The 23,703-nt window shown below is 63.8% G+C and carries 25 protein-coding genes and 1 other RNA gene; 4 read left to right on the plus strand and 22 right to left on the minus strand.

Going from position 1 to position 23,703, the window contains the following annotated elements:
* Nucleotides 1–50: 50 nt before the first annotated feature.
* Together XH98_RS02525 and XH98_RS02530 are read right to left on the minus strand one after the other, a co-directional pair.
* Nucleotides 51–1,763, minus strand: a complete 1,713-nt coding sequence (locus tag XH98_RS02525; RefSeq protein ID WP_271617708.1) for a sulfatase-like hydrolase/transferase — start codon at nucleotides 1,761–1,763, stop codon at nucleotides 51–53.
* A gap of 195 nt (nucleotides 1,764–1,958) precedes the next feature.
* Nucleotides 1,959–2,627: a TetR/AcrR family transcriptional regulator gene (locus XH98_RS02530; protein ID WP_271617709.1), complete on the minus strand. Its 669-nt coding sequence runs from the start codon at nucleotides 2,625–2,627 to the stop codon at nucleotides 1,959–1,961.
* Between the two features lie 109 nt (nucleotides 2,628–2,736).
* On the opposite strand from XH98_RS02530, the gene XH98_RS02535 reads away from it, so the two are divergent.
* Nucleotides 2,737–3,357 carry a hypothetical protein gene (locus XH98_RS02535; RefSeq protein WP_271617710.1) on the plus strand — a complete coding sequence of 207 codons (621 nt, stop codon included), beginning with the start codon at nucleotides 2,737–2,739 and terminating at the stop codon, nucleotides 3,355–3,357.
* A 181-nt stretch (nucleotides 3,358–3,538) separates the two neighbouring features.
* On the opposite strand, the gene XH98_RS02540 is transcribed toward XH98_RS02535, so the two are convergent.
* From XH98_RS02540 to miaA, 9 genes are all read right to left on the minus strand, one after another.
* On the minus strand, nucleotides 3,539–3,727 hold the full coding sequence (locus XH98_RS02540) for a hypothetical protein (protein WP_271602619.1): 189 nt from the start codon (nucleotides 3,725–3,727) through the stop codon (nucleotides 3,539–3,541).
* A 44-nt stretch (nucleotides 3,728–3,771) separates the two neighbouring features.
* Nucleotides 3,772–4,791, minus strand: a complete 1,020-nt coding sequence (gene ilvC, locus XH98_RS02545; protein ID WP_057747255.1) for a ketol-acid reductoisomerase — start codon at nucleotides 4,789–4,791, stop codon at nucleotides 3,772–3,774.
* Nucleotides 4,792–4,925: 134 nt separating this feature from the next.
* A complete protein-coding gene (locus tag XH98_RS02550) occupies nucleotides 4,926–5,528 on the minus strand; it encodes a LysE family translocator (RefSeq protein ID WP_271617711.1) in 603 nt (200 codons plus the stop codon).
* Between the two features lie 7 nt (nucleotides 5,529–5,535).
* Nucleotides 5,536–6,411 (minus strand): EamA family transporter, encoded by an 876-nt coding sequence (locus tag XH98_RS02555; protein ID WP_220006881.1) that lies wholly within the window; start codon nucleotides 6,409–6,411, stop codon nucleotides 5,536–5,538.
* Nucleotides 6,412–6,458: 47 nt separating this feature from the next.
* Nucleotides 6,459–7,154, minus strand: coding sequence for a class I SAM-dependent methyltransferase (locus XH98_RS02560; protein ID WP_271602616.1), 696 nt, complete (start codon nucleotides 7,152–7,154; stop codon nucleotides 6,459–6,461).
* A 3-nt stretch (nucleotides 7,155–7,157) separates the two neighbouring features.
* Entirely contained in the window at nucleotides 7,158–7,700 is a 543-nt protein-coding gene (ilvN, locus tag XH98_RS02565; RefSeq protein ID WP_271602615.1) for an acetolactate synthase small subunit, read from the minus strand.
* A gap of 152 nt (nucleotides 7,701–7,852) precedes the next feature.
* Nucleotides 7,853–8,806: a threonine dehydratase gene (locus XH98_RS02570; RefSeq protein WP_271617712.1), complete on the minus strand. Its 954-nt coding sequence runs from the start codon at nucleotides 8,804–8,806 to the stop codon at nucleotides 7,853–7,855.
* 4 nt (nucleotides 8,807–8,810) lie between these two features.
* A complete protein-coding gene (locus XH98_RS02575; RefSeq protein WP_271602613.1) occupies nucleotides 8,811–10,586 on the minus strand; it encodes an acetolactate synthase 3 large subunit in 1,776 nt (591 codons plus the stop codon).
* Nucleotides 10,587–10,915: 329 nt separating this feature from the next.
* Complete coding sequence (miaA, locus tag XH98_RS02580; RefSeq protein WP_271617713.1) at nucleotides 10,916–11,872, minus strand: tRNA (adenosine(37)-N6)-dimethylallyltransferase MiaA; 957 nt, start codon at nucleotides 11,870–11,872, stop codon at nucleotides 10,916–10,918.
* Between the two features lie 11 nt (nucleotides 11,873–11,883).
* Here miaA and serB point away from each other — a divergent pair, with 11 nt between their 5' ends.
* A complete protein-coding gene (serB, locus tag XH98_RS02585; RefSeq protein ID WP_271617714.1) occupies nucleotides 11,884–12,789 on the plus strand; it encodes a phosphoserine phosphatase SerB in 906 nt (301 codons plus the stop codon).
* A gap of 116 nt (nucleotides 12,790–12,905) precedes the next feature.
* Here the strand turns inward: serB and XH98_RS02590 are convergent, their stop codons facing one another.
* From XH98_RS02590 to XH98_RS02640, 11 genes are all read right to left on the minus strand, one after another.
* The gene (locus XH98_RS02590) at nucleotides 12,906–14,399 is read right to left on the minus strand and encodes a Do family serine endopeptidase (protein WP_271617715.1); all 1,494 of its coding nucleotides are present in this window, start codon (nucleotides 14,397–14,399) and stop codon (nucleotides 12,906–12,908) included.
* A gap of 143 nt (nucleotides 14,400–14,542) precedes the next feature.
* The gene (locus XH98_RS02595; RefSeq protein WP_057747247.1) at nucleotides 14,543–14,749 is read right to left on the minus strand and encodes a DUF2065 domain-containing protein; all 207 of its coding nucleotides are present in this window, start codon (nucleotides 14,747–14,749) and stop codon (nucleotides 14,543–14,545) included.
* A 71-nt stretch (nucleotides 14,750–14,820) separates the two neighbouring features.
* On the minus strand, nucleotides 14,821–15,717 hold the full coding sequence (gene hflC, locus XH98_RS02600; protein ID WP_057747246.1) for a protease modulator HflC: 897 nt from the start codon (nucleotides 15,715–15,717) through the stop codon (nucleotides 14,821–14,823).
* Nucleotides 15,714–16,850 (minus strand): FtsH protease activity modulator HflK, encoded by a 1,137-nt coding sequence (gene hflK / locus XH98_RS02605; RefSeq protein ID WP_057747245.1) that lies wholly within the window; start codon nucleotides 16,848–16,850, stop codon nucleotides 15,714–15,716. The genes hflC and hflK overlap by 4 nt, the downstream gene beginning before the upstream one ends.
* A gap of 160 nt (nucleotides 16,851–17,010) precedes the next feature.
* Nucleotides 17,011–17,523: a dihydrofolate reductase gene (locus XH98_RS02610; protein ID WP_271602609.1), complete on the minus strand. Its 513-nt coding sequence runs from the start codon at nucleotides 17,521–17,523 to the stop codon at nucleotides 17,011–17,013.
* Nucleotides 17,523–18,008 carry a GNAT family N-acetyltransferase gene (locus XH98_RS02615; RefSeq protein WP_271602608.1) on the minus strand — a complete coding sequence of 162 codons (486 nt, stop codon included), beginning with the start codon at nucleotides 18,006–18,008 and terminating at the stop codon, nucleotides 17,523–17,525. The genes XH98_RS02610 and XH98_RS02615 overlap by 1 nt, the downstream gene beginning before the upstream one ends.
* A gap of 5 nt (nucleotides 18,009–18,013) precedes the next feature.
* The gene (locus XH98_RS02620; protein WP_220006870.1) at nucleotides 18,014–18,808 is read right to left on the minus strand and encodes a thymidylate synthase; all 795 of its coding nucleotides are present in this window, start codon (nucleotides 18,806–18,808) and stop codon (nucleotides 18,014–18,016) included.
* A gap of 243 nt (nucleotides 18,809–19,051) precedes the next feature.
* Nucleotides 19,052–20,566, minus strand: coding sequence for a tripartite tricarboxylate transporter permease (locus XH98_RS02625; protein ID WP_057747241.1), 1,515 nt, complete (start codon nucleotides 20,564–20,566; stop codon nucleotides 19,052–19,054).
* 7 nt (nucleotides 20,567–20,573) lie between these two features.
* On the minus strand, nucleotides 20,574–21,335 hold the full coding sequence (locus XH98_RS02630; RefSeq protein WP_271602606.1) for a tripartite tricarboxylate transporter TctB family protein: 762 nt from the start codon (nucleotides 21,333–21,335) through the stop codon (nucleotides 20,574–20,576).
* Between the two features lie 94 nt (nucleotides 21,336–21,429).
* Nucleotides 21,430–21,960, minus strand: a complete 531-nt coding sequence (locus XH98_RS02635) for a chromate transporter (RefSeq protein WP_271602605.1) — start codon at nucleotides 21,958–21,960, stop codon at nucleotides 21,430–21,432.
* A complete protein-coding gene (locus tag XH98_RS02640; protein WP_271617716.1) occupies nucleotides 21,957–22,562 on the minus strand; it encodes a chromate transporter in 606 nt (201 codons plus the stop codon). Before XH98_RS02640 ends, XH98_RS02635 begins: the two co-directional genes overlap by 4 nt.
* 94 nt (nucleotides 22,563–22,656) lie before the next feature.
* On the opposite strand from XH98_RS02640, the gene ssrA reads away from it, so the two are divergent.
* Both ssrA and XH98_RS02650 read left to right on the plus strand, forming a co-directional pair.
* Nucleotides 22,657–23,023: a transfer-messenger RNA gene (ssrA, locus tag XH98_RS02645) on the plus strand.
* A 115-nt stretch (nucleotides 23,024–23,138) separates the two neighbouring features.
* A complete protein-coding gene (locus tag XH98_RS02650) occupies nucleotides 23,139–23,654 on the plus strand; it encodes an SspB family protein (protein WP_271602603.1) in 516 nt (171 codons plus the stop codon).
* The last annotated feature ends 49 nt before the right edge of the window (nucleotides 23,655–23,703 follow it).

Consider the following 23,703-nt stretch of genomic DNA (forward strand, 5'->3'; position numbering starts at 1 on the left):
GGGCACGCTTCGCTTTGCCCATCCTACGGATTCTCGGAATTTCGGTAAGGCTACAGCCCCCGGATCATCCCCGCATCGATCAGCAGCCGGTTCAGCCGCCGCGCCTCGGCGCCGTCCTTGCAGCCGTAGAAGATGCCCTTGCAGCGGAGCATGATCTCCTTCTGCTCCGCGAACGACGGATCGAGCGGGATGCCGGCAGCCTCCTGGATCACCAGCGGCAGATAGGGACCATCGATCGTGTCCATCACAGCGTCGCTCTTCACCGGCTCGAAATTGACCGCGTCGATGGCGTAATAGGTGGCGTAGAGGCGCGGATCATAGGCGTCGAGCCTCTTGCCGATCGCGCCTTCGTCGAGCCCGGGCTCGAGGATAGCAGGAGCGAACTCGGGTTGGTGATCGCCATAGCGCACGATCAGGAACGGCTCGCCCGGGAAATTCTTGGTCAAGCCGGCGAGGAAGGCTTTGTATTGCTCGGCGCTCATGGCCTGGCGGCGCAGATATTCGTCGATGGATGGCAGGTTGCCCGGCGCACGCCAATTCGGCAGCAGGTCGGGACGGAAGCGCGTCTCCCAGGGGAAATGGTTGGCGCCGAGATAGATGAAGGTGAACAGCGGCTTGTTCGGCGTGCGCTCGGCCATCAGCCGCAGCGCCTTGTCGTAGAAGAAGCTGTCGGGCTCGACGTCTTTGGCGCCGAGATCGTGAGAATCGAGAAAGCGCTCGACGCCGGTCGTCATCTGGAAGCCGCGTGCGCTCATGAAGCCGCCATAGGCAGGGTAAAGCGACATGGTGTCATAGCCGCAACGGCGTAAGCTGAGCGGCAGGCCACGCTCGACGCGGCCCGACGCAAGGCGCGTCACGAAATAGGCAAAGCGGCCAAACGAGCGCGAGGACAGACCCGCCAGCACGTTGTATTCGGTGAACCAGCTCGGCCCGCCATTGCTTTCAGCCAGGAAGGTGCGCTCCTTGCCGTCCCAGGACTTGAAATGACTGCCGTAGCCCGATGGCACCTTGATGCCCTGCGCGGCGCGGATATCGAAGCTCGATTCATCATGGATCATGATGATGTTCGGTCGGCGGCCCGCCGGGTGGCAGGCGTCGACCAGCGGTATATTGAGCCGCTCATTGGTCGCGGCGGCCGACTCCATGAAGCCGTACTCCACGAAATCGGACACTGCAGTGACGCCGGAGCGGAAGAACTTCGAAAGATAGCCGTCGTCGTAATAGCCGCGCCAGGCCTCGTCCGGATGATAGGCGGAATAGAAAACCAGGGCGGCGAGACAGGCGAGCTTGCAGGCCAGCGCTGGAAGGCGGCGGATGCGGAACGGATCGAGCCACCACAGCGCATACATCAGCGGCAGCGTGACAAGGCCCGCCCCGATCACCGACCAGCGCAAATTCGGGAAGATCGTGAACAGGAACGCGACCGTGTCGCGATCGATCATCATCAGGTCGATGAAGTTCACCGTCATCTGCACGACGTCGTGCTTGAGCCGGGACAGCAGCACCAACACCACGACCATGGTCAGCGACAATGCGCTCGACAGTGCCGGCCGGCGCAGCAGCGTGATCCAGAAGAAGTTGAGAATGCCCCAGGCGAGCAGGAAGGACAGGCGCGAGCCGAAATCGGTCTCGGTCTCGTACATCAGCGCAAGAGCAGCGACATGCGGCGCGGCCACCGCCAGCAGCCGCCAGATGCCGAGCGCGGCGACGCTCGCCAGAACGGCGGTGGTGGCAGAAGGATCTGGATTGGGCGCGGACGCCATCGACGACACGCTGAACTTGGGACCGGCGCGGTGATGCCAAGCCGTCTGGCCAGCATCGAGGCCGCCAAGGCGTCCGGCGCAGCCGGCTGCACCGTGTCACAAAACTGTAATGGAACGGTCACGAACAGGCAACGCGCGCGGCGATCCGACCTTCGCTTAATGTTAGCGGACGGCGAAGGGCCGCACTTGGATGACCTAGCTCTTGGCGATCCCTGCGATGAACAGATCGATCACGCCCTCCGCCATCCGCTCGATCTCCCCCTCCTCGACGCCCCAGCGCGGGAAATGGCCGTCGAGGTTCATGCGGGCAAAGCCGTAGATCAGAGCGCGGCCGGCGATCAGGATACGTTTCAGATCCGGCGAGCGCAGCAGGCCCTGCGCGGCCGCCTCAGCCAACATTCGTTCGGTCAGCGCGACGAGCTCGGCGTTGTCGCGGAGCAGTTCGGCCGAGCTGCCATACGCGAAATAGCGTCCCGTGGAGATGATCTCGAAATGCGCGGGGTTGTGCATCGCCCAGCGCAGATAGGCGATGCCGAAAGCGCGGAAGCGCACCAGCGGGTCGGCGGAGGTCGCTTCCGCCAGCGCGGCCTCGATCTCGGCGCGAAAGCGCCGCTGCGCCTCCTCGGCCACCGCAGCCATCAAGGCGTCGCGGTTGTGAAAGTGCCGGAACGGCGCCCCCGGCGACACCGCGGCGCGGCGCGCGGCCTCGCGCACGGAGACCTCGGCACCCTCGGCCGCCAGTTGCAACGCAGCATCGATCAGCACCCGGCGGAGGTCACCGTGGTGATAGGGCCGGGCTTCGGGTGCCTGGCGACGGGCGCGTGGCTTTGAAATCCGGGGCTTGGGGGACTGACGGGCGGGCATACCGCTTCCTAGCATCACCCGAACGTGAATGTAAGCATCGATTACACTATTGACGACCATGCCAGCTCGAAATGTAATCGATGATTACATTACGGAGGAGACCGCTACGATGTCGCAGCGCCACAACTGGTTCGAAGGCTGGCGGCTGCTTGCCGTGCTCACGCTGAGCCTGATCGCCTTGAGCTTCTGGATCGCCTCGATGCGCCAGTTCGAGGTCGAGGGCGTCCGCATGGTGATCCGCTTCACGGCGCGCAGCTCGCTGCTGCTGTTCTGTCTGGCCTTCAGCGCTGCAGCGGTGGCCCGACTCTGGCCCAACGCCTGGACGCGCTGGCAGCGGCGCAACCGCCGCTATCTCGGCCTGAGCTTTGCGGTCTCCCACGCCGTCCATGCGGTGGCGATCGTCGTCTTCGCCAGGATGGATCCAGCAGGCTTTGCGGAAGCCACTTCGCCGGCTTCCTACATCTTCGGCGGCATCGGCTATGCCATGATCATTGCCATGAGCGCGACCTCGTTCGATCGTGCTGCCGCACTGCTCGGACCGCGGGCCTGGCGCACGCTGCACCTCGTCGGCGGCTACTATCTCTGGGTCCAGTTCATGGTGTCGTTCGGCAAGCGCGCGCCGGCCATGCCGGCCTACGCCGCGTTCCTCATTCCGCTGCTCGTGGTCATGGCGCTGCGGATGATCGCAATGGCCCGCCACCCACGCGAGCAAGCCATCACGGCGAGCTGAGAGCGCGGCTAGCAAGAAGGCGTATCGGGTGTGCGTTCTTAAGATGAAGCGGCACGCGAACGTCGCAAATTGCGATTGATGACACCTTGAGAGTGCGGATGAAGAGCCGGGTCCTAGACTCTGAGGACACGGCACTTTTGCTGATCAGAACCTTTGAAAAATCCTGAAAAACGACGCGAACTCAAGAATGTGGTTTAAGCGTCAGTTCTTCGCTCTGGGAAAGCACATCAAGGCGCGAAGAATTTGAATGAAGCAGCAATGCTTCGCGCGGGAAGGAAAGAGCGAGACCGCTGTTTGCGATCTCGCTCAGATTTAATCGCGAAGATTTAAGATTTGGTTTGGCAGGCGAAGCTTGTGCTTCATTCGTCATTCCGGGGCGCGCGTTAGCGCGAACCCGGAATGACGGCGCTGTCGTCAGTTCTTCGACTTGTCGACCAGCGCGCCCTTCTTGATCCAGGGCATCATGTCGCGGAGTTTTGCGCCGACTTCCTCGATCGGGTGCGCGGCGAGCTTGGCGCGGGTCGCCTTGAACGAGGTCTGGTTGACCTTGTTCTCCAGCATCCAGTCGCGGGCGAACTTGCCGCCCTGGATGTCGGCGAGAACGCGCTTCATCTCGGCCTTGGTCTCGGCGGTGACGATGCGCGGGCCGGTGACGTACTCGCCGTACTCGGCGGTGTTGGAGATCGAGTAGTTCATGTTGGCGATGCCGCCTTCATAGATCAGGTCGACGATCAGCTTCACTTCGTGCAGGCACTCGAAATAGGCCATCTCCGGCGCGTAGCCGGCCTCGACCAGGGTCTCGTAGCCGCCCTTGATCAGCTCGACCAGGCCGCCGCAGAGCACGACCTGCTCGCCGAACAGGTCGGTCTCGCACTCTTCCTTGAAGGTGGTCTCGATGATGCCGGCGCGGCCACCGCCAACAGCGGAGGCGTAGGACAGGCCGAGATCATGGGCATTGCCCGAGACGTCCTTGGCGATCGCAATCAGGCAGGGCACGCCGCCGCCGCGCTGATATTCCGAGCGCACGGTGTGGCCGGGGCCCTTCGGCGCGATCATCAGCACGTCGAGATCGGCGCGCGGATCGAGCAGGTTGAAATGGACATTGAGGCCGTGCGCGAACACCAGGGCCGCGCCCTTCTTCATGTTGTCGTGCAGGTGCTCGCGATAGATGTCGCCCTGGAGCTCGTCCGGGGTCAGCATCATGACGAGGTCGGCCCATTTGGCGGCTTCGGCCACTTCCATCACCTTGAAGCCGGCGGCTTCGGCCTTCTTGACCGAGCTCGAGTCCTTGCGCAGCGCAATGGCGACATCCTTGACGCCGGAGTCCTTCAGATTGAGCGCATGGGCGTGGCCCTGGCTGCCATAGCCGACGATGGCGACCTTCTTCCCCTTGATCAGGTTCAGGTCGGCGTCGCGATCGTAATAAACACGCATAGTCGTTTCCTCGTTGAGGGCCGGAAATCGGCCGATGGGTCAGGGTCCGAAGGGTGGAATTTGCGGATTTCGGGGGCTGTCTAGAGCATTTTCAGCCTTTAGGGAAACCCGTTTCTGCATGGAAATCCGCGACATCATGCATCCATGAAAACGGGGTAGAGGGAGGCGAGCAGCAGGAGCGCCATCAGGATATTGAAGGCGCGGACCAGCCGCTCCGAGGTCAGCACCGGCCTCAGTGCAGTGCCGAATAAAGCCCAGACCACGGTCGAGGCGGTGCCGACCAACAGGCTGATCAGGGTCTGGATCGCGATGTTGACCGGGAACTGGGCAATCGCCGCATAGGCGGTGATGGTGCCGATCACGATCACCCAGCCCTTGGCATTGATCCACTGAAACATGGCCGCGCCCCAGAACGACATCGGGCCGCGGCCGTCTGCCTCGCCCGGCTTGGCCGGACCGGACATGGCGATGATGGCGGCAAGATAGATCAGGTAGGCCGCACCGGCATATTTCAGCATGGTCTGGAGGATTGGATAGGCCAGAAAGACGGCGCCGAGCCCGAGGCCGACGGCACCGACCATGAAGGCGAAGCCAAGGACGATGCCCGCGATGTGAGGGATGGTGCGCCGGAAGCCGTAGGTCAGGCCCGAGGCCAGCAGCATGATGTTGTTCGGCCCGGGGGTGAAATACATCACCACCATGAAGGCGAGAAAGGCATAGAATAGCGAGTGGGTCATGCTCACCTCACGCGGTCTTCGGCAGGATTTGCGGACGCTTCGCCAGCACCATCACGGCGATACCGCCGATCACGGTGAGCATGCCGGCGAGGCGCAGTGGACCGAACCGTTCGCCGAACACGATGCTGGAGGCGGCTGAGCCGACGAACGGCACCAGCAGCGCGAATGGCACCACCTGCGCCGCCGGATAATCGCGCAAAAGGCGGCCCCACAGCCAATAGGCGATGCTGGTGGAAATGCCGCCGAGCATCAGCATGCAGAGCGCCGATCTCAGCGAGATATGCGTCAGCGACGTCAAGGTCGATGCCGGCCCGTCGGCGATCAGCGCCAGCGCGAACAGCGGCACCGCGGCAGCAAGACACAGCCAGGCAAACAGATCGAACATCGGCACGCCGCGAGCGCCGCGCAGCAGCAGATTGCCGACGGCAAAACTGATCGGCGAGATCATCAGCACGGCGAATGCGGCAACGCTGAAATCATAGCCGACGGTGCCGCAGATCATCAGCAGGCCGATCGCAGCAATGACGATGCCCAGCGTCTGCATCGGCGTCGGCCGCTCGCCAAAGGCGAGCGCGGCAAAGCCGATCGTGAACAGCGCCTGGCTCTGCACCACGACGCTGGTCAGGCCCACCGGCACGCCGTGGGCGATGCCATAGGCCTGAGACAGGAACTGGCCGAGGAACAGCGTGAAGCTGATTGCGATGAGAAGTGACCAGGCGACCTTCGGCTTGCGGATGAACAGGCACGGCACCGCGGCGATCGCAAAGCGCAGCGCCGTCATCAGCTCCGGCGAAAGCTCGTCGAGCGCGATCCGGCTCGCCACGAAGGCGAGCCCCCAGATGATCGCCACCATGAGGGCGATGAGGATATCGGCCGGCTTCATTGTTGTTCTCGGTTCTGCCTCTCGTGCAGCCCTGCTTGTTCTTCTGTCTAGCCTTGCTCGCCGGCTTTGGGTTTGCGTAGGAGATAAGTGCCGTGCATCGGCGCGTGATAGTCGGCCGAGACCAGCGTGAAGCCGACGTCGGTCAGCATCCGCTCCATCACCCAGCCGAAGGTGGAATATTCGTCGCGCATATGCGTCACCACGCTTTCGCGCGAGAAGTCGTGGTTCTTGATCTGGTAGTCCGCCCACTGCTCGATGTCGCGCTCGACCGCGTCGGGCATCGAGGCATAGACGATATCGCGCAGAAAGAAGCTCGCGCCGGGCTTGAGCGCGCGAAAGATCCGCGACATCGCCACGACCTTCCAGAAGTCGGGCAGATGATGCAGCGTGAACTCGCTCACGATGAGGTCATAGGACTCGGGCCGATAGGCGAAGCTGAGCAGGCCGGCGGACTGCGTGCGCACGGGCGCCTTGCGGTCGCGGGCGTAGATCTCGGCGAGCGCCAGCATCGCCGGCGAGATGTCGATGGCGTCGACATCGGCGCCCATCAGGGCGGCTTCGGTGGCGAGAACGCCGTTGCCGCAGCCGATGTCGGCGATGCGCCAGCCGCGCTGGACGCCAAGCATCTTCAGTGCGGCGCGCGCCCGCAGATCGGCATCATCGTGAGCATCGTAGATCGACGCCACTGCGGGCTCGATGCCCATCCGGTTCCGCTCGTTGTAATACCAGTCGCGCGCCAGCATGGCTCACATCCCTTCAGGCCCGCGGCCGATCGCGGCAACACCGGTGCGCGACACCTCGACAAGACCGATCGGGCGCATCAGGTCGATAAACTGATTGATCTTGTCCGTATTGCCTGTGATCTCGAACACAAAGCTCTCGGTGGTGGCGTCGATCACGCGGGCGCGGAACGCATCGGCCAGCCGCAGTGCCTCGACGCGATGCTCGCCCTGACCGCGCACCTTCACCATTGCCAGCTCGCGCTCGATCGAGCGGCGGGTCTCGGTCATGTCGACGACCTGGTAGACCGGGATCATGCGATCGAGCTGATGCTTGATCTGCGCGATCACCATCGGCGTGCCCGTGGTGACGATGGTGATGCGCGAGAGGTGCTTCTGGGCCTCGGTCTCCGAGACCGTGAGGCTCTCGATGTTGTAGCCGCGTCCGGAGAACAGGCCGATGACGCGCGCGAGCACGCCCGGCTCGTTCTGGACGAGCACCGCAAGCGTGTGCGTCTCGTTGGGATCGTGGCGCTCTTCGATGAAGTAGGCGGATGCGGGCTGGTTCATTGTCGTCCCCCTTTATTCTTTCTCGTCATGCCCCGCGGAGGCGCGGCATGACGTAATCACCGACGTCGTGAGTCTCACGTCTGCCGCGGCGTACCGGATCGTCCGGTCGAGCCGGACGATGACAGTGGTGTACTTGGCGAGCGCTCGCATCGTCATGCGACCACCCATTGCTTGAACAGATCGAAATCGATATTGCCGCCGGACAGCACGAGACCGACGCGCTTGCCCTTCAGCTTGCTCTTTTCCTGCAGCGCCGCGGCGAGTGCGGCCGCGCCAGCGCCTTCGGCGAGATTGTGCGTGTCCGTCCAGTAGGCGCGGATCGCGGCAGCGACCTCGTCATCAGTGACCTGCACAATGCGCGAGGCACCCTTGCGGATCAGCGCGAGCGCATCCGCGTCGGGAATGCGCGTTGCCATGCCGTCGGCGCGCGTATTGGCGGTCTCGGTGGTCACGATCTTGCCGGCTGCGAACGAGAGCGCGTATGACGGTGCTTCCGTCGACTGCACGCCGACGATCTCGGTCTTCAGGCCGAGCAGATCGCGCGCCATGATACAGCCGCAGATGCCGGAGCCCTGCCCGATCGGCACGTAGAGAATGTCGAGATCAGGCGCAGAGCGGAACAGCTCCAGCGCGTAGGTCGCGACACCCAGCACGAGGTCCGGATGGAACGACGGCACCATGTGAAGGCCGGCGAACTGCGCGCGGCGCTCGGCTTCCTCGCGGGCGGCCTGAAAATCCTCGCCATGCTCGACGAGCTCGGCGCCAAAGGCCTTCATGGCACGGTTCTTTTCGACCGAGTTGCCGCGCGGCACGTAGATCACAGCCGGCACGCCGTGGCGGCTGGCAGCGAACGCCAGGCTCTGGCCGTGATTGCCACGGGTCGCCGAGATGATGCCGGGACCATTCGGCCGCTCGCGCTTCAGCCGTTCGAGATAGACCAGGCCGCCGCGCACCTTGAAGGCGCCGATCGGCGTATGGTTCTCGTGCTTGACCACGGCCTGCGTGCCAAGCCGCTGGCTAAGCAGCGGCCAGGCATGCGCCGGCGTTGCCGGCACCGCCTGCCCCACGATCGCATGTGCGCGCTCGAGCTCCGTCAGGTCGAACATGGCCTCACACCAGCGCCTTGCCGCCGGCGAACGCCTTGGCGGTGGCCTCGTCGTTCGCCTGCTCGGGCAACAGCATCTCGTTGTGCGCCTTGCCGGAGGGGATCATCGGGAAGCAGTTTTCCAGCGCGGCGACACGACAGTCGAACAGCACGGGGCGCTTGACCGAGATCATCTCCTTGATGGCACCTTCGAGATCGGCGGGCTTGGTAACCTGGAGACCGACGCCACCATAGGCTTCCGCGAGCTTGACGAAATCAGGCAGCGCCTCCGAATAGGAATGCGACAGCCGGTTGCCGTGCAGCAACTGCTGCCACTGCCGCACCATGCCCATATATTGGTTGTTCAGGATGAAGATCTTGATCGGCAGCTCGTATTGAACCGCGGTCGACATCTCCTGCATCGTCATCTGCACCGAGGCATCGCCCGCGATGTCGATGACGAGGCTGTCCGGATGGGCGACCTGCACGCCGATCGCGGCCGGCAGGCCGTAGCCCATCGTGCCGAGACCGCCAGAGGTCATCCAGCGATGAGGCTCCTCGAAGCCGTAGAATTGCGCCGCCCACATCTGGTGCTGACCAACCTCGGTCGTGATGTAGGTGTCCTTGCCGCGCGTGGCCTCGAACAGGCTCTGGATCGCATGCTGGGGCAGGATGACGTCATTGCTCTTCTTGTAATAGAGCGAGTTGCGGGCACGCCATTGCGCGATCTGCTGCCACCAGCTCTTGACGTCGGGCTTCTTCGCCTCCGCCTTGAACACTTGCAGGATGTCGCCGAGAACGTTGCCGCAATCGCCGATAATCGGCACGTCGACGCGGATGTTCTTGTTGATCGAGGACGGGTCGATGTCGATGTGGATCTTCTTCGAGTTCGGCGAGAACGCATCGACGCGGCCGGTGATGCGGTCGTCGAAGCGCGCGCCGACGCACAGCATGACGTCGCAATCATGCATGGTCATGTTGGCCTCGTAGGTGCCGTGCATGCCGAGCATGCCCAGCCAGTTCTTGCCCGACGCCGGGTAGGCGCCGAGGCCCATCAGCGTCGAGGTGATCGGGAAGCCCGTGACCTCGACCAGCTCGCGCAGCAGCTTCGTCGCCTCGGGCCCGGAGTTGATCACGCCACCGCCGCTGTAGATCACAGGGCGCTTGGCGCCCGCGAGCAACGCCACAGCCTTGCGGATCTGCGTCGCATCACCCTTCACGCGTGGCGCGTAGGAGCGATGCACGTCGGATTTCCGCGGCGGATGATAGGTGCCGGTTGCGAACTGCACGTCCTTGGGAACGTCGACCAGCACCGGGCCCGGACGGCCCGTGGTCGCAACGTAGAAGGCCTCGTGCAGGACCTTGGCGAGATCGTTGACGTCGCGCACCAGCCAATTGTGCTTGGTGCAGGGCCGCGTGATGCCGACGGTGTCGCATTCCTGGAACGCATCGTTGCCGATCAGATGCGTCGGCACCTGACCGGAGATGCAGACCAGCGGGATCGAATCCATCAGCGCGTCGGTCAGCGGCGTCACCATGTTGGTGGCGCCGGGACCCGAGGTCACCAGCGCAACGCCGGGCTTGCCGGTCGAGCGCGCGTAGCCCTCGGCGGCGTGACCGGCGCCCTGCTCGTGGCGGACCAGGATGTGCTGGACCTGGCTCTGCTGGAAGATCTCGTCATAGATCGGAAGCACCGCGCCGCCGGGATAGCCGAAAATGTCGGTCACGCCGTGATCGATCAGTGCGCGGACGATCATCGCTGCGCCGGTCATCTGGTTCGGATCGTGGCTCTTGTCGCTCATTGGCTTGCTCCGGATGCGCTGTTGCCAGCGGCTTCGTTCGTGTCTGGTTCGGGAAATAAAAAAGGCCCCGAAGAGGGCCCATGCACACCGCCTGTCATGTGGGTGGCAGCTAGCCACCCCCGGCGGTGTGCCTGGGTACGACGGCGATAAGGAGTTTGGTAATAATGTTGCGCATGGTAGATGTTCGGCTTCCCAAAGGTTGCGCGAAACATAGCGACCAAAGCCTCGATGTCAAGGCAAAGCGGCCACTTCCGCGCGATTTTGGCAGTGTAACCGCGTTCCCGGGGTTCGGCGAGAGGTAAATTCGGGAAGCCGCGCACAAAAGCACGTCAACCGGGCTTCCCGGCCGCATCGGCGGCGGCTGACAGCCAGCCCCTCGCCTCCGCCGGCCTCACCCACTCGAATTCGGGCAATTGGTGCCTGAACCAGGTGAATTGCCGCTTGGCATAGTGGCGGGTATCGGCCCGGCCGATCGTCGCGGACTCCTCGAGGCTGAGCTCACCGCGCAGATGCCGGATCAGCGCCGGCACGCCATGGGCCTTCATGGCCGGCAGCAGCGGATCGAGGCCGCGGGCGGCAAGCTGCTCGACCTCGTTCAACGCGCCGGCCCTCAGCATGGCGTCGAAACGGGCGTCGATGCGGGCATAGAGCTCGTCACGCTCTGGGGCGAGAAACACTGCCCGAAAGCTGTCCTTGGGCAGCAGCGATGGCTGGGCCTCATGGTGCCAGTCGAGCAGTGAACGCCCAGTCGCCTCGACCACTTCGAGGGCGCGCGCGATGCGCGCGCGATCGCGGAGATTCAGTCGTTCCGCCGCGCGCGGATCGCAGCGCGCCAGTTCCGCATGCAGCGCCTCGACGCCGTTCCGCTCCAGCCGCGCGCGCACATCCTCGCGCACCTCGGCGGGGATCGGCGGCACCACTGAAAGGCCCGCCGTCAGCGCCTTGAAATACAGGCCTGTGCCGCCGACGAAGATCGGCAGGTGGCCCTCGGCCCGCACTTCGTCGAGCACCTTCGCGGCATCGCTCACCCAGGCGCCGGCCGAAAAATTCACGGCCGCATCGACGTGGCCGTAGAGGCGATGCGGCACCTGCGCTTCTTCGTCGAGCGTGGGACGCGCCGTGATGATACGGAGGTCACGATATACCTGCATGGAATCGGCATTAATCACGACTCCGGCTGCACGGCAGGCAAGCTCGAGCGCCAGCGCCGACTTGCCGCTGGCGGTCGGGCCTGCGATAAGCACGGCCTTGCCAACATGCTTTCTGCCGACTTGCCCCTCGTTCACGAAAACCTCAAATGTCCCTCGTCGCCACGCTGATCTGCAACCCCAACAATCCCGCGCTCGACTCTACCATCGTCGATGGCGCCCGCGCCGTGCTGCCCAGCGCAGCGCCCGCGCACTGGCTGTTCGACGGGGTTGCGGTCGACATTCCCTTCGGCGCTGACTGTAACCTCGAAGGCGACCGTCACGCCATCGAAGAGCGGCTGCGCGAGCTCCGCGGCGACCTGCCCATCGACATCGTGGTGCAGCCTGTTGGCTTCAGGCGCAAGAAGCTTTTTCTCGCCGACATGGATTCCACCATGATTGGCCAGGAATGCATCGACGAACTCGCCGATCTCGTCGGGATGAAGGCGCATGTCGCTGGCATCACCGAGCGCGCGATGCGCGGCGAAATCGAGTTCGAGCCGGCGCTGCGCGAGCGCGTCGCGCTGCTGAAGGACCTCCCCGCCAGCGTGGTCGATGAGGTGCTGGCCAAGCGCATCACGCTGACCCCGGGCGGCCGCGAATTGGTCGCGACCATGCGCGCGCATGGCGCCTATACCTGCCTCGTCTCCGGCGGCTTCACGCTGTTTACCAGCGCGGTCGCCGCCAGGATCGGCTTCCAGGAGCACCGCGCCAACGAGCTCGTCGTGCGCGAGGGCAAATTCACCGGCGAGGTGAAGGAGCCGATTCTGGGTCGCGCGGCGAAGCTGGCGACGCTGGTGGATCTGATGGAATCGTTCGATCTCGACGACATCGACTCCGTCGTCGTCGGCGACGGCGCCAATGATCTGGCAATGATCCAGGCGGCGGGGCTGGGCGTGGCGTATCACGCCAAGCCGGCGGTGGCGGCTGCCGCCGCGGCACGGATCGACCACGGCGATCTCACTGCATTGCTCTATGCGCAGGGCTATCGGCGGGAGGAGTTTGTGGAGGCGTAGGCTCTACCTCACACTCCGCTGCCGTAGGGTGGGCAAAGGCGCCTTTGCGCCGTGCCCACCATCTTAGAAGTGGTGGGCACGCTTTCGCTTTGCCCACCCTACAGGATTTTCCGCGCCTACTGCACGCTGAGCGCCACGAAGCGCAATTCGCCGTCGCCGTTGGACACCAGCAGCAGCACGGACTTCTTGCCGTCCTTCTTGAGCTGGTCGATCCGCTTCTGGATGTCCTCGCCGCTCGAGACCGCTTCCTGTGCGACTTCGACGATGACGTCTCCCGCGGAGAGCCGCTTCTCGGCGGCATCCGAAGTGGCGTCGACATTGGTGACGACCACACCCTTGACGCTGTCCTTGATCTTGTAGCGCGCGCGCAGATCCTTGTTCAGCACGGCGAGATCGAGGCCGAGCGCCTTCTGCGTCACCAGCTTCTCCGGCGGCGGCTCGTCGGTCTTCACCGCGGCCTGCACCTTGTCGGGATCCTGCAGGCGGCCGAGCGTCACCTTCTTGGTCTGCTCCTCGCCCTTGCGGATCACGATGACGTCGACTTCCTTGCCGACCGCGGTGTCGGCGACGACGCGGGAGAGATCCTTCGGGTCCTTGACGTCCTTGCCGTCGAACTTGACGACGACGTCACCAGGCTCGATGCCGGCGGGCTTGGCCGGGCCCTTGTCGTCGACGCCGGCCACCAGCGCGCCGCGCGCCGGCTTGATGTTGAGGCTCTCGGCGATCTCGTCAGTGACGCTCTGGATGCGCACGCCCAGCCAGCCGCGGCGCAGTTCGCCGAACTGGCGGAGCTGGTCGACCACGCCCGCAACCGTCTTTGACGGCACGGCAAAGCCGATGCCGATCGAGCCTCCGGAGGGCGAGATGATCAGCGTGTTGACGCCGATGACGTCGCCTTCGAGGTTGAACAGCGGACCACCGGAGTTGCCGCGATTGATGGCAGCGTCGGTCTGGATGTAGCTGTCATAGGGCCCGGAGGAGATGTCGCGATTCTTGGCCGAGACGATGCCCGCCGTCACCGTGCCGCCGAGGCTGAAGGGGTTGCCGATTGCGACCACCCAGTCACCCAGGCGCAGCCTGTCGGAGTCGCCGAACTTCACTGCAATCAGCGGCTTCGGCGGCTTGAACTTCAGGACAGCGAGGTCGGTCTTCTTGTCGACGCCAACCAGCTCGGCCTTGATCTTGGTGCCGTCGTTGAGAATGACGTTGATCTCGTCGGCGTCGGCGATGACGTGATTGTTGGTGACGACGACACCTGAGGTGTCGATGATGAAGCCGGACCCGAGCGAGTTGGTCTTGCGCGGCGGGCTATTGTCGCCGCCCTTGCTGCCGCCACCCGGGCCTTTGCGGTTCTTGAAGAAGTCGTCGAAGAATTCCTCGAAGGGCGAGCCGGGCGGCAGTTGCGGCATGGTGTTGCTGCCGCCGCCTTTGGCCTCGACAGTCTGCGAGGTCGAGATGTTGACGACCGCGTCGATCACCTTCTCGGCGACGTCGGCGATGCCCTCCGGTCCGCGTGCATAGGCTGGCGAACCGAATGCGCTGACAGCGCCGATGGCGAGCGCAGCCAACCCAAATCGCAAGCGGGTCGGGACAATGGTGGCAGCGGTCATTGTGATCTCCAGAGAAAAGGATTCGGCGCCAAGACTGCGCTCGAACATGGGCACGGCGCAAGCACGGAGCTTAACGGGCCTCAAGACCCGGATAATACGGCGAAAACCCGCCGCTCGCCTTCACTTTGGCGTTGGCGCTGCGGCTAGATCGGGCGTCGCATGACCCAGATCAGGATCAAACCGGCCACGGCCGAGCCGATCCCCACCGCCCGCAGGATATTGTCCGGCGTGGCGATGGCGCTCTTCATGGCCTTGCGCATCCAGTTCGGACTTGCCGCGAACATCAAGCCTTCCAGCACAAACAGGATGCCTAAGCCGATGAGGAAGTCGGCGAACGCAATGGACCTCATCGGATTGGAACCTCCCGTGGTGCTGCTTTTGTCTGGACGAAGGGCGGCCAGACTTGCCGCCCTTGTCTAACTTACGGTTTCGCCGGCGTCTCGGTCGACGTCTTGCCGGAGGGGTTACCAAAATACCGGAAGAAATCCGAGTCCGGCCGCAGCAAATAGCGGGTGTCGTCCTTCTTCAGCCCGTTCTCATAGGCGGTCATCGACCGGTAGAACGCGAAGAAGTCAGGATCCTTGCCATAGGCTTCGGCGAACAGGCGATTGCGCTCGGCGTCGCCGACGCCGCGGGTCTGCTCGGCCTGCGAGTTGGCCTCGGCGACGATCACGGTTGCCTCGCGATCCGCCTTGGAGCGGATTTCCTGCGCCTTCTGGCCGCCCTGCGCGCGGAACTCCGCCGCTTCGCGCTGACGTTCGGTCTGCATGCGCTGATAGACCGCCTGACTGTTCTGCTCCGGCAGATCGGCGCGGCGGATCCGGACGTCGACGACCTCGATGCCGTATCCGTCGGCCTCGTGGTCAAGCTGCTCGCGGATGCGGCCCATCAGCTTCTCGCGCTCATCACGGACCACGGTGATGAAGGTGACTTCGCCGAGCACGCGACGGAGCGCCGCGTTCAGGAGCGATGTGAGCTGGAGATTCGCCGCCTGGATCGAGCCGACGCTCTGATAGAAGCGCAGCGCGTCCTTGATGCGGTAGCGCGCGAAGGCGTCGACCACGAGCCGCTTCTGGTCGGACGCGATGACCTCCTGCGAGGGATTCTCGAGGTCGAGAATCCGCTTGTCGATGTTGATCACGGAGTTCCAGGGCGCCTTGAAGTGCAGCCCGGGGTCGGTGACGACGTCCACCGGCTTGCCGAATTGCAGCACGATGGTCTGCTCGGTCTGCTGCACCGTGAACAGCGACATATAGCCGACGATAACGACCAGAAGCGCCGCAAGCAGCGCGACGATGCCTGTAACCGGAGACCTCATCGGGTGCCTCCGCCCGGTTGCTGGCCCAGCGTCGTAGGCTTCTTGGCAGACAATTCATTGAGGGGCAGATAAGGCACCACGCCCTGGCCCGATGAGCCACCGTCATAAATCAGCTTGTCCGAGCCGCCGAGCACGCGCTCCATCGTCTCCAGATAGATCCGTTCACGCGTCACGTCGGGCGCCTTCTTGTATTCCTCGTACACTTTCAGGAAGCGTGCGCTCTGGCCCTTGGCCTCGGCAACCGCCTGCTCCTTGTAGCCTTCGGCAGCTTGCAGGATCCGCGCCGCGTTTCCGCGCGCTTCCGGCACGATCTTGTTGGCATAAGTCTGCGCTTCGTTTTGCAGCTGCTCCAGATTGGCGCGCGCTGCCTGCACGTCGCGGAAGGCGTCGATCACCTGTGCCGGCGGATCGACCTTCTGCATCTGCACTTGCGTGATCTGGATGCCGGCGCCGTAGCCGTCGAGCGTCTTCTGCATCAGGTCCTGCACCGTGGTCTCGGTCTGCGTCCGCGCGCCGGTCAGGATCGGCTGGATGTTGGAGCGGCCGATCACCTCGCGCATTGCGCTCTCGGCCACCGCCTTCACGGTGCCTTCGGGGTTCTGGATGTTGAACAGGAAATTGCCGACGCCGTTGGGCTTGATACGCCACAGCACGGTGAAGTCGACGTCGACGATGTTCTCGTCGCCGGTCAGCATCAGGCTCTCTTCCGGCACGTCACGGATCGAGCGGCCGCGGCGGGCCGGATCGTCGATCAGCGTCATGCCGATGGAAATCGTGGAAACGCGCAGCGCTTTCGGCAGCAGCACTGTCTCGATCGGATAGGGCAGATGATAATTCAGGCCCGGATCGACGGTGCGCACATGCTTGCCGAAACGGAGCACGACACCCTGCTCTTCGGACTGCACCCGGAAGAAGCCCGACAACAGCCAGAGCGCGACGATGATGAGCAGGATCAGCGTGATGCCGACACCGGAGAAATAGCCGCCCGGCATGATCTGCTGCAGCCGGTCCTGGCCACGCCGCAGAAGGTCTTCCAGATCCGGCGGCCTCGGCCCGACCGGTTGCGGGCCTGTGCCCCATGGTCCTTTCGGACCCGAGCCCCACGGGCCACCGCCCTGATTCTTCCACGGCATTCGACGTTCTCCTCGGCAGGCCGGGACTAGAACTAAAGCCGGCCCGCATTGTCCGGTCCGGCTTTATAGGGGACCGAAAGGGCCCTTACAACGCAAGCCTGACCGTCTCACGAGCTATGCTCGGGGGCGGAAAAGTCAATGTAAACATTGGCGAATGCAGTTAATGGGAGGGCCGCCGACGATATGTCACATAGGAGAAGTCGGCGCTGTCGTCCGGGCCGGCGGGATGGCGGACGCGCTCGGTCTCCTCCCACTTCGCCTTGTCGATGTCGAAATGCGTGTCGCCATCGGGCCGCGCATGCACTTCGGTGATCTCGAGGCGGTCGGCGCGGTGGAGCCATTGCCGATAGATTTCCGCACCGCCGATCACGGCGATTTCAGCGACCGAACGCCGCAGGGCATCGCCAAGGGCAACCGCGCCGGCGTCCTCCGCCGAGGTCGTGACGATGGCGCCGGCGGCGCGATAGGCCGCATCGCGCGTGACGACGATGTTGGTGCGGTTCGGCAGCGGCCGGCGCGGCAAGGATTCGAAGGTCTTGCGGCCCATGATCACGGGCTTGCCGATGGTGAGCGCCTTGAAGCGCGCCATGTCGGATTTCAAACGCCACGGGATCGCATTGCTTGCACCGATGATTCCGTTCTCCGCGATCGCAACGACGAACACGATCTCCATCAGGACGCGCTCCCCGCAAGGCGCGTCAGCGCAGGGCCGGAAACGCGGCACAACGTCCAGTCGTCGAGCATGACGGCACCGAGCGATTTGTAGAACGCGATCGACGGCGCGTTCCAGTCGAGCACCGCCCATTGCAGGCGCGACCAGCCGTGATCGACGCATTCCTGCGCCAGATAGATCAGCAGCGCCTTGCCGAGACCTTTGCCCCGATGCGAAGGCCGCACATACAAATCTTCGAGATAGATGCCGTGGCGGCCGCTGAAGCTCGAGAAATTCAGGAACCACACGGCAAAGCCGACAGGTTCGCCGCTCCACTCCGCAATCGCACAAAACAGCCTTGGATCGTGACCGAACAAGGCGTCCGCAATGTCAGCCTCGGTCGCCTCGACTTCATGCGAGAGCTTTTCGTACTCGGCAAGCTCGCGGACGAAATCCAGGACGAGCCCGGCTTCGCCGGGACGCGCGCGGCGGATGTTCAGCGACATCGACGCTAGACCGCGACTTCCGCCTTGATATGCGGATGCGGATCATAGCCGACGAGCTCGAAATCCTCGTAGCGGAAGGAGAAGATGTCCTTCACGTCGGGATTGATCCTCATCACCGGCAGCGCACGCGGCGCGCGCGTGAGCTGGAGCCGCGCCTGCTCCAGATGGTTCGAATAGAGATGCGTGTCGCCGAACGAGTGCACGAAATCGCCGGGCTTCAGCCCCGTGACCTGCGCCACCATCATGGTGAGCAGCGCATAGGAGGCGATGTTGAAGGGCACGCCGAGAAACACGTCGGCCGAACGCTGATAGAGCTGGCACGACAGTTTTCCATTGGCGACGTAGAACTGGAACAGGCAGTGGCACGGCGGCAGCGCCATCTTGTCGACCTCGGCCGGATTCCAGGCCGAGACGATCAGGCGGCGCGAGTCCGGATTGCGCTTGATCATGTCGACGACGTTGGCGATCTGGTCGATGCTGCGTCCATCAGGCGCGGGCCAGGAGCGCCATTGATGCCCGTAGACCGGGCCGAGATCGCCATTGGCGTCCGCCCATTCGTCCCAGATGGTGACGCCGTTGTCCCTGAGATATCTGATGTTGGTGTCGCCCTTCAGGAACCACAGCAGCTCATGCACGATCGCCTTCAGCGGCAGCCGCTTGGTCGTCAGCATCGGGAAGCCGGCGGACAGATTGAAGCGCATCTGATGGCCGAACACCGACAGCGTGCCGGTACCGGTCCGATCCGTCTTCTCGGCGCCGTCTGAAAGAATCCGCTCGAGCAGGTCCTGATACTGGTGCATGTGCGATTTAGCCTTTGGGGAAGCGGCGAACTTATCGGCCGCTCCGGCGCTGCGACAGCGGCGATTCGCCGTCCACCGAGATTATACCCGGAAAAATGAGTGTTCCCGGTCGAAACGACAAGGGCGGAACTCACGTTCCGCCCCTCCCCTATCGGCTTGATCCTTCTGACAAAACGGCCGGATCGAAAACCGGCGCGCCGTTTTCGCGCCCCTACCGGAGACGCCGACGCGGGTGCACCTCGATCAATTCTCGGATTCGGTGAACACCTCGTCGCGCTTGGCGCGCAGCATGGGCAGCAGCGTCAGCACCAGCAGGAAGGCGGCGATCGCGAGCAGCACCGCCGAGAGCGGACGCGTCAGGAACACGCTCCAGTCACCACGCGAGATCAGCAATGCGCGGCGAAGGTTCTCTTCCATCAGCGGTCCGAGCACCATGCCGAGCAGCAGCGGTGCCGGCTCGAAATCATGCTTGATCAGCCAGTAGCCAACCAGGCCAAACACACCTGCGAGGATGACATCGACCGGCGCGTTGTTCACCGAGTAGATGCCGATCGCGCAGAAGATCACGATGGAGGGGAACATCAGCCGGTAAGGCACGCGCAACAGGCGCACCCAGATGCCGACCAGCGGCAGGTTGATGATGATCAGCATCAGATTGCCGATCCACATCGAGGCGATCATGCCCCAGACGAGGTCCGGCTGTTTCTGCATCACCTGCGGGCCCGGCACGATGCCGTGAATGGTCATCGCCCCCACCATCAGCGCCATCACCGCATTCGGCGGGATGCCGAGCGTGAGCAGCGGGATGAAGGAAGTCTGGGCAGCCGCGTTGTTGGCGCTTTCCGGCGCCGCCACGCCCTCGATCGCGCCGCGGCCGAACCGCGACGGGTTCCTGGCGAGCTTTTTCTCGAGCGTATAGGCGGCAAACGACGCAATCACCGCACCGCCGCCCGGCAAAATGCCAAGGATCGAGCCGAGCACGGTGCCGCGCAGGATCGCGGGCGTCGAGTCGATCAGGTCCTTTCTGGTCGGCATCAGGCCGGTGATCTTCTGCTGCACCAGATCGCGATTCATCTCGGCGCCATGGTCGAGATTGCGGATGATCTCGGCAAAGCCGAACACGCCCATCGCCACCGTCGCAAAGCCGAGCCCGTCGGCAAGCTCCGGAATGTTGAAGGCCATGCGCGAGGCCCCGGTCTCGATGTCGGAGCCGACCATCGACAGCAAGAGCCCGAACACGATCATCGCGATCGCCTTCAGCACCGAGCCCTTGGCGAGCACGACGGCGAAGATCAGGCCAAGCACCATCAGCGAGAAATACTCCGCCGGCCCGAACGCCAGCGCGAGCTTTGTGAGCGGCGCGCCAAGCACGGCGATGAGCACGGTCGCAACGCAGCCGGCGAAGAACGAGCCGATCGCGGCGATCGCCAGCGCCGGACCGGCGCGGCCCTGCTTGGCCATGGCGTGGCCGTCGATGGCGGTGACGACCGATGTCGCTTCGCCTGGAATGTTGACCAGGATCGAGGTGGTCGAGCCGCCATACTGGGCGCCGTAATAGATGCCGGCGAGCATGATCAGCGCGCCGACCGGCGGCAATCCGAAGGTGATCGGCAGCAGCATCGCCACGGTCGCGATGGTGCCGATGCCCGGCAGCACGCCGACCAGCGTGCCGACGAGCGCGCCGATCAGGCACATCAGAAGGTTGATTGGAGAGAAGGCGACGACGAAACCGTGAGCGAGGTTGGCAAAAAGCTCCATGACAGCCTCACTGAACCAGGAAACGCGGGAACATCGGCATCGGCAGGCCGAGCACGTAAGGGAAGAGCAGCGCGCAGCCGGCTGTCAGGCAGGCGCCGACGATGGCGGCCTCGGCCCATCGTGTTTCATGCGATCCCAGTGCGGCGATCATGAAGCTCATGAATGCCGAGACCACGAGGCCGAGCGGCCGGATCGCCAGGGCAAAGAACAGGATCGCGCACATCACGAACAGCGGCCCGCGCCAGGAATAATGTGCCAGCGCCGGTCCCTCGTTCAAAAGACCCGTCAGGGCGATCGCGGCAGACAGAGCCACCAGCAATCCGCCGAACATCCGCGGCGCGGTGCCCGCACCGAAGGAGAAGCCGCGCATGCCCTGCAAATCGCTCGAGGCCCACAGTGCGAACAGCGCCAGCGCCATCAGGATGACGCCGCCGATATAGTCCTGCGCCGACTTGATCGTCATGAACAGGGTGACGAATGCCACTGCGAACAACGGATAGGAATAGATCAGCGCCAGCAAGACATCCGATGACGCCTTCTTGGTCTCACCGCCGATCGCGCCAAGCAGCGCAGCGGGCGCGCCGGCGACGAGCGCCGTCGTGTGGCTGATCAGGACCGTGGCCGGACCGCGTCCAGCGCCCCAGCCGAAGATCGTCCCGATCGACCAGATCAATTCGAAAATCTGGGGTGCGAGCGCCAGCAGGCAGAAGCCGAGCGCCACCGAGGTGTTTCGGGTGGCTGTTGCCGAGTGGCCCATTGTGTCGGCCATGCATGTCTCCTCCGCGACCCGTAAGTCACGAGCACTGTTGTTCTAATCGGCTGGAAATGGATCCCCGCCCCGGATCATTGCCTAGCGATTTTCATCACACAATACCAGCAAAACCCAACAGTCCGCCCGCGAGCAGAAGCCACAGCGGATTGACGCGCGAGACGGAGGCGATCACCGCAATTGTCGCGGTCAGAAGCAGCGCAGCAATGCTGCGATCGATCGCCTGTGCGAGGATCAAGGCACTTGCCGCCATCAATCCGATCGACAGTGGAACCAGGGCAGCCTGGATCAGCGCCGGCCAGTGCGATTGGCTCGGCCGGTTCAGCAGCCGGGCGACACAGTAGGCAAGCAGGGCGGTCGGCAGGCACATCGCCAGTGTCGCGGCCAGCGCGCCTGGAATGCCGGCAACTGCATAGCCGATCAGCGTGACGATCAGCACGTTTGGACCTGGCGAAAGCTGCGCGATCGCATAGGCGTCCGCGAACTGCTTCTCGGTCATCCAGTGATGCACATCGACAGCGATGCGGTGCATCTCGGGCACTGCGGCAGCAGCGCCGCCGACCGCGAATAGAGACATCAGTCCAAAGGTGGAGATCAGCGCCCAGATCGGGTTCTGGCTGCTCATGCTGCTGCCTTCCGTCGCATCACATAGGTAGCCGCGATGCTGAACGGAATCGCGATGAGCAACACCGCCTGCAAGGGCCAGCGAAACACGCCAATGGCTGTGAACACGCCAAGCATCATGATGAGCACGACGACGTCCATCCGCTTGAGCAGCGGCGTCATCATCCTGAAGACCACGGCGATCAGCAGGCCGACCGCGGCGCAGGAGATGCCCGCGAGACTACGACGCAGCACCTCCGCATCGCCGAACCTGAAGTAGATGATCGCAAGCACCGTCATGATCAGCGTCGGCGGCAATAGCAGGCCGGTGAAGGCCGCGACACCGCCGGCGATGCCACGCAGCCGCGATCCGAACACCATCGACAGATTGACGATGTTGGGCCCAGGCAGGAAATGGCAGAGCGCGAAGGTCTCGTTGAACTCGTCCGCGGTCATCCAGCGGTGCTGGTCGACGATGGCGTGCCGGGCGAATACCAGGGCGCCGCCGAACCCGGCCAGCGACATCCGGCCAAAGGCCAGGAACAGCGCTATCAGGCCGGGCGGAGGGACGTGAAAGGCGGGATGATCCGACGCTTGGGCGGCCGGCGCTGAATCCGTGGACATGTCAGGAGATTAGAACGCGAGCCGGAGGGCGGCCAAGATCAGGCTCCGGCCCATCTCGGACCTATCCAAAGGGAACCCGCCTTTCCGCTCGAAACCCCTGTTTTTTGAAACCTTTGCCCCCTATATTGGGAGTGCCGGTTCGCCGGCTATGGAAATAAACGGTCGTCGCAATAAACCATTCGGACCCGGGGGCGGTACCCGGCGCCTCCACCAAAGCCCACCAGCGGGCATACCCGAAAGCGGGCTTTGGCGGGGGCGAAATAGGATCGACGAGGGCGTAAAGGGCGTACTTTTTCCCGGTATTGTTCCGCCGTTATCGGGCTACTGCAATAGTTGCCAACGACAACTTTGCTCCGGTTGCTCAGGCTGCGTAACGCAGTTTGAAAGACCAACTTAAAGTCCTAACGGGTTAAGCTCCGTTAGGCGGGGTTCGGAGGCACCTGGCAACAGAAGCCTCCACTTAGCTCTGATTTCCTTCCCGGCGGGGACTCCTGCTGACCCGTCAGGCGCGGTACTATTGCGGCTTGGCGAGTCGGGGCCGACGGGGCCCGTCTCCTGGAATGCAACAGGACCACCATGGCGACCGATCACATCCGATACGACGTGCTGGCGAGCGAGGCGATGCGCGGCGTGGTCAAGAAAGTGCTGACTGACGCTGCGGCCCACGGCCTGCCGGGTGAGCATCATTTCTTCATCACCTTCGTATCGAAGGCCGAGGGCGTGAAGCTGTCGAGCCGGTTGCTGGCGCAATATCCGGAAGAGATGACGATCATCCTGCAGCACCAGTTCTGGGACCTGACCGTGCTCGAGGACCGTTTCGAGGTCGGCCTGTCCTTCGGCGGCATTCCGGAGCGGCTGGTGGTGCCGTTCAGCGCCATCAAGAGCTTCCTCGACCCGTCCGTGAAGTTCGGCCTTCAGTTCGAAACCTCCGACGCCGAAGTGGCGGGCGAGAATTTGCCGGCCGCCCCTGCCCCGTCGGCTGTGCCGATGCCCGCGCCCGCCATTGAGCCGACAGAGACCGCGGAAGAGCCGAGCCCGCCGAACCCAGGCGGCGCCGAAGTCGTGCGGCTCGATCGTTTCCGCAAGAAATGATCTAGGCTGGCCGCGAGACCGTCGCGTCTGGCCAAACTCCCTATATAGA

This window comes from Bradyrhizobium sp. CCBAU 51745 (assembly GCF_028128715.1).
GTDB lineage: Bacteria > Pseudomonadota > Alphaproteobacteria > Rhizobiales > Xanthobacteraceae > Bradyrhizobium > Bradyrhizobium manausense.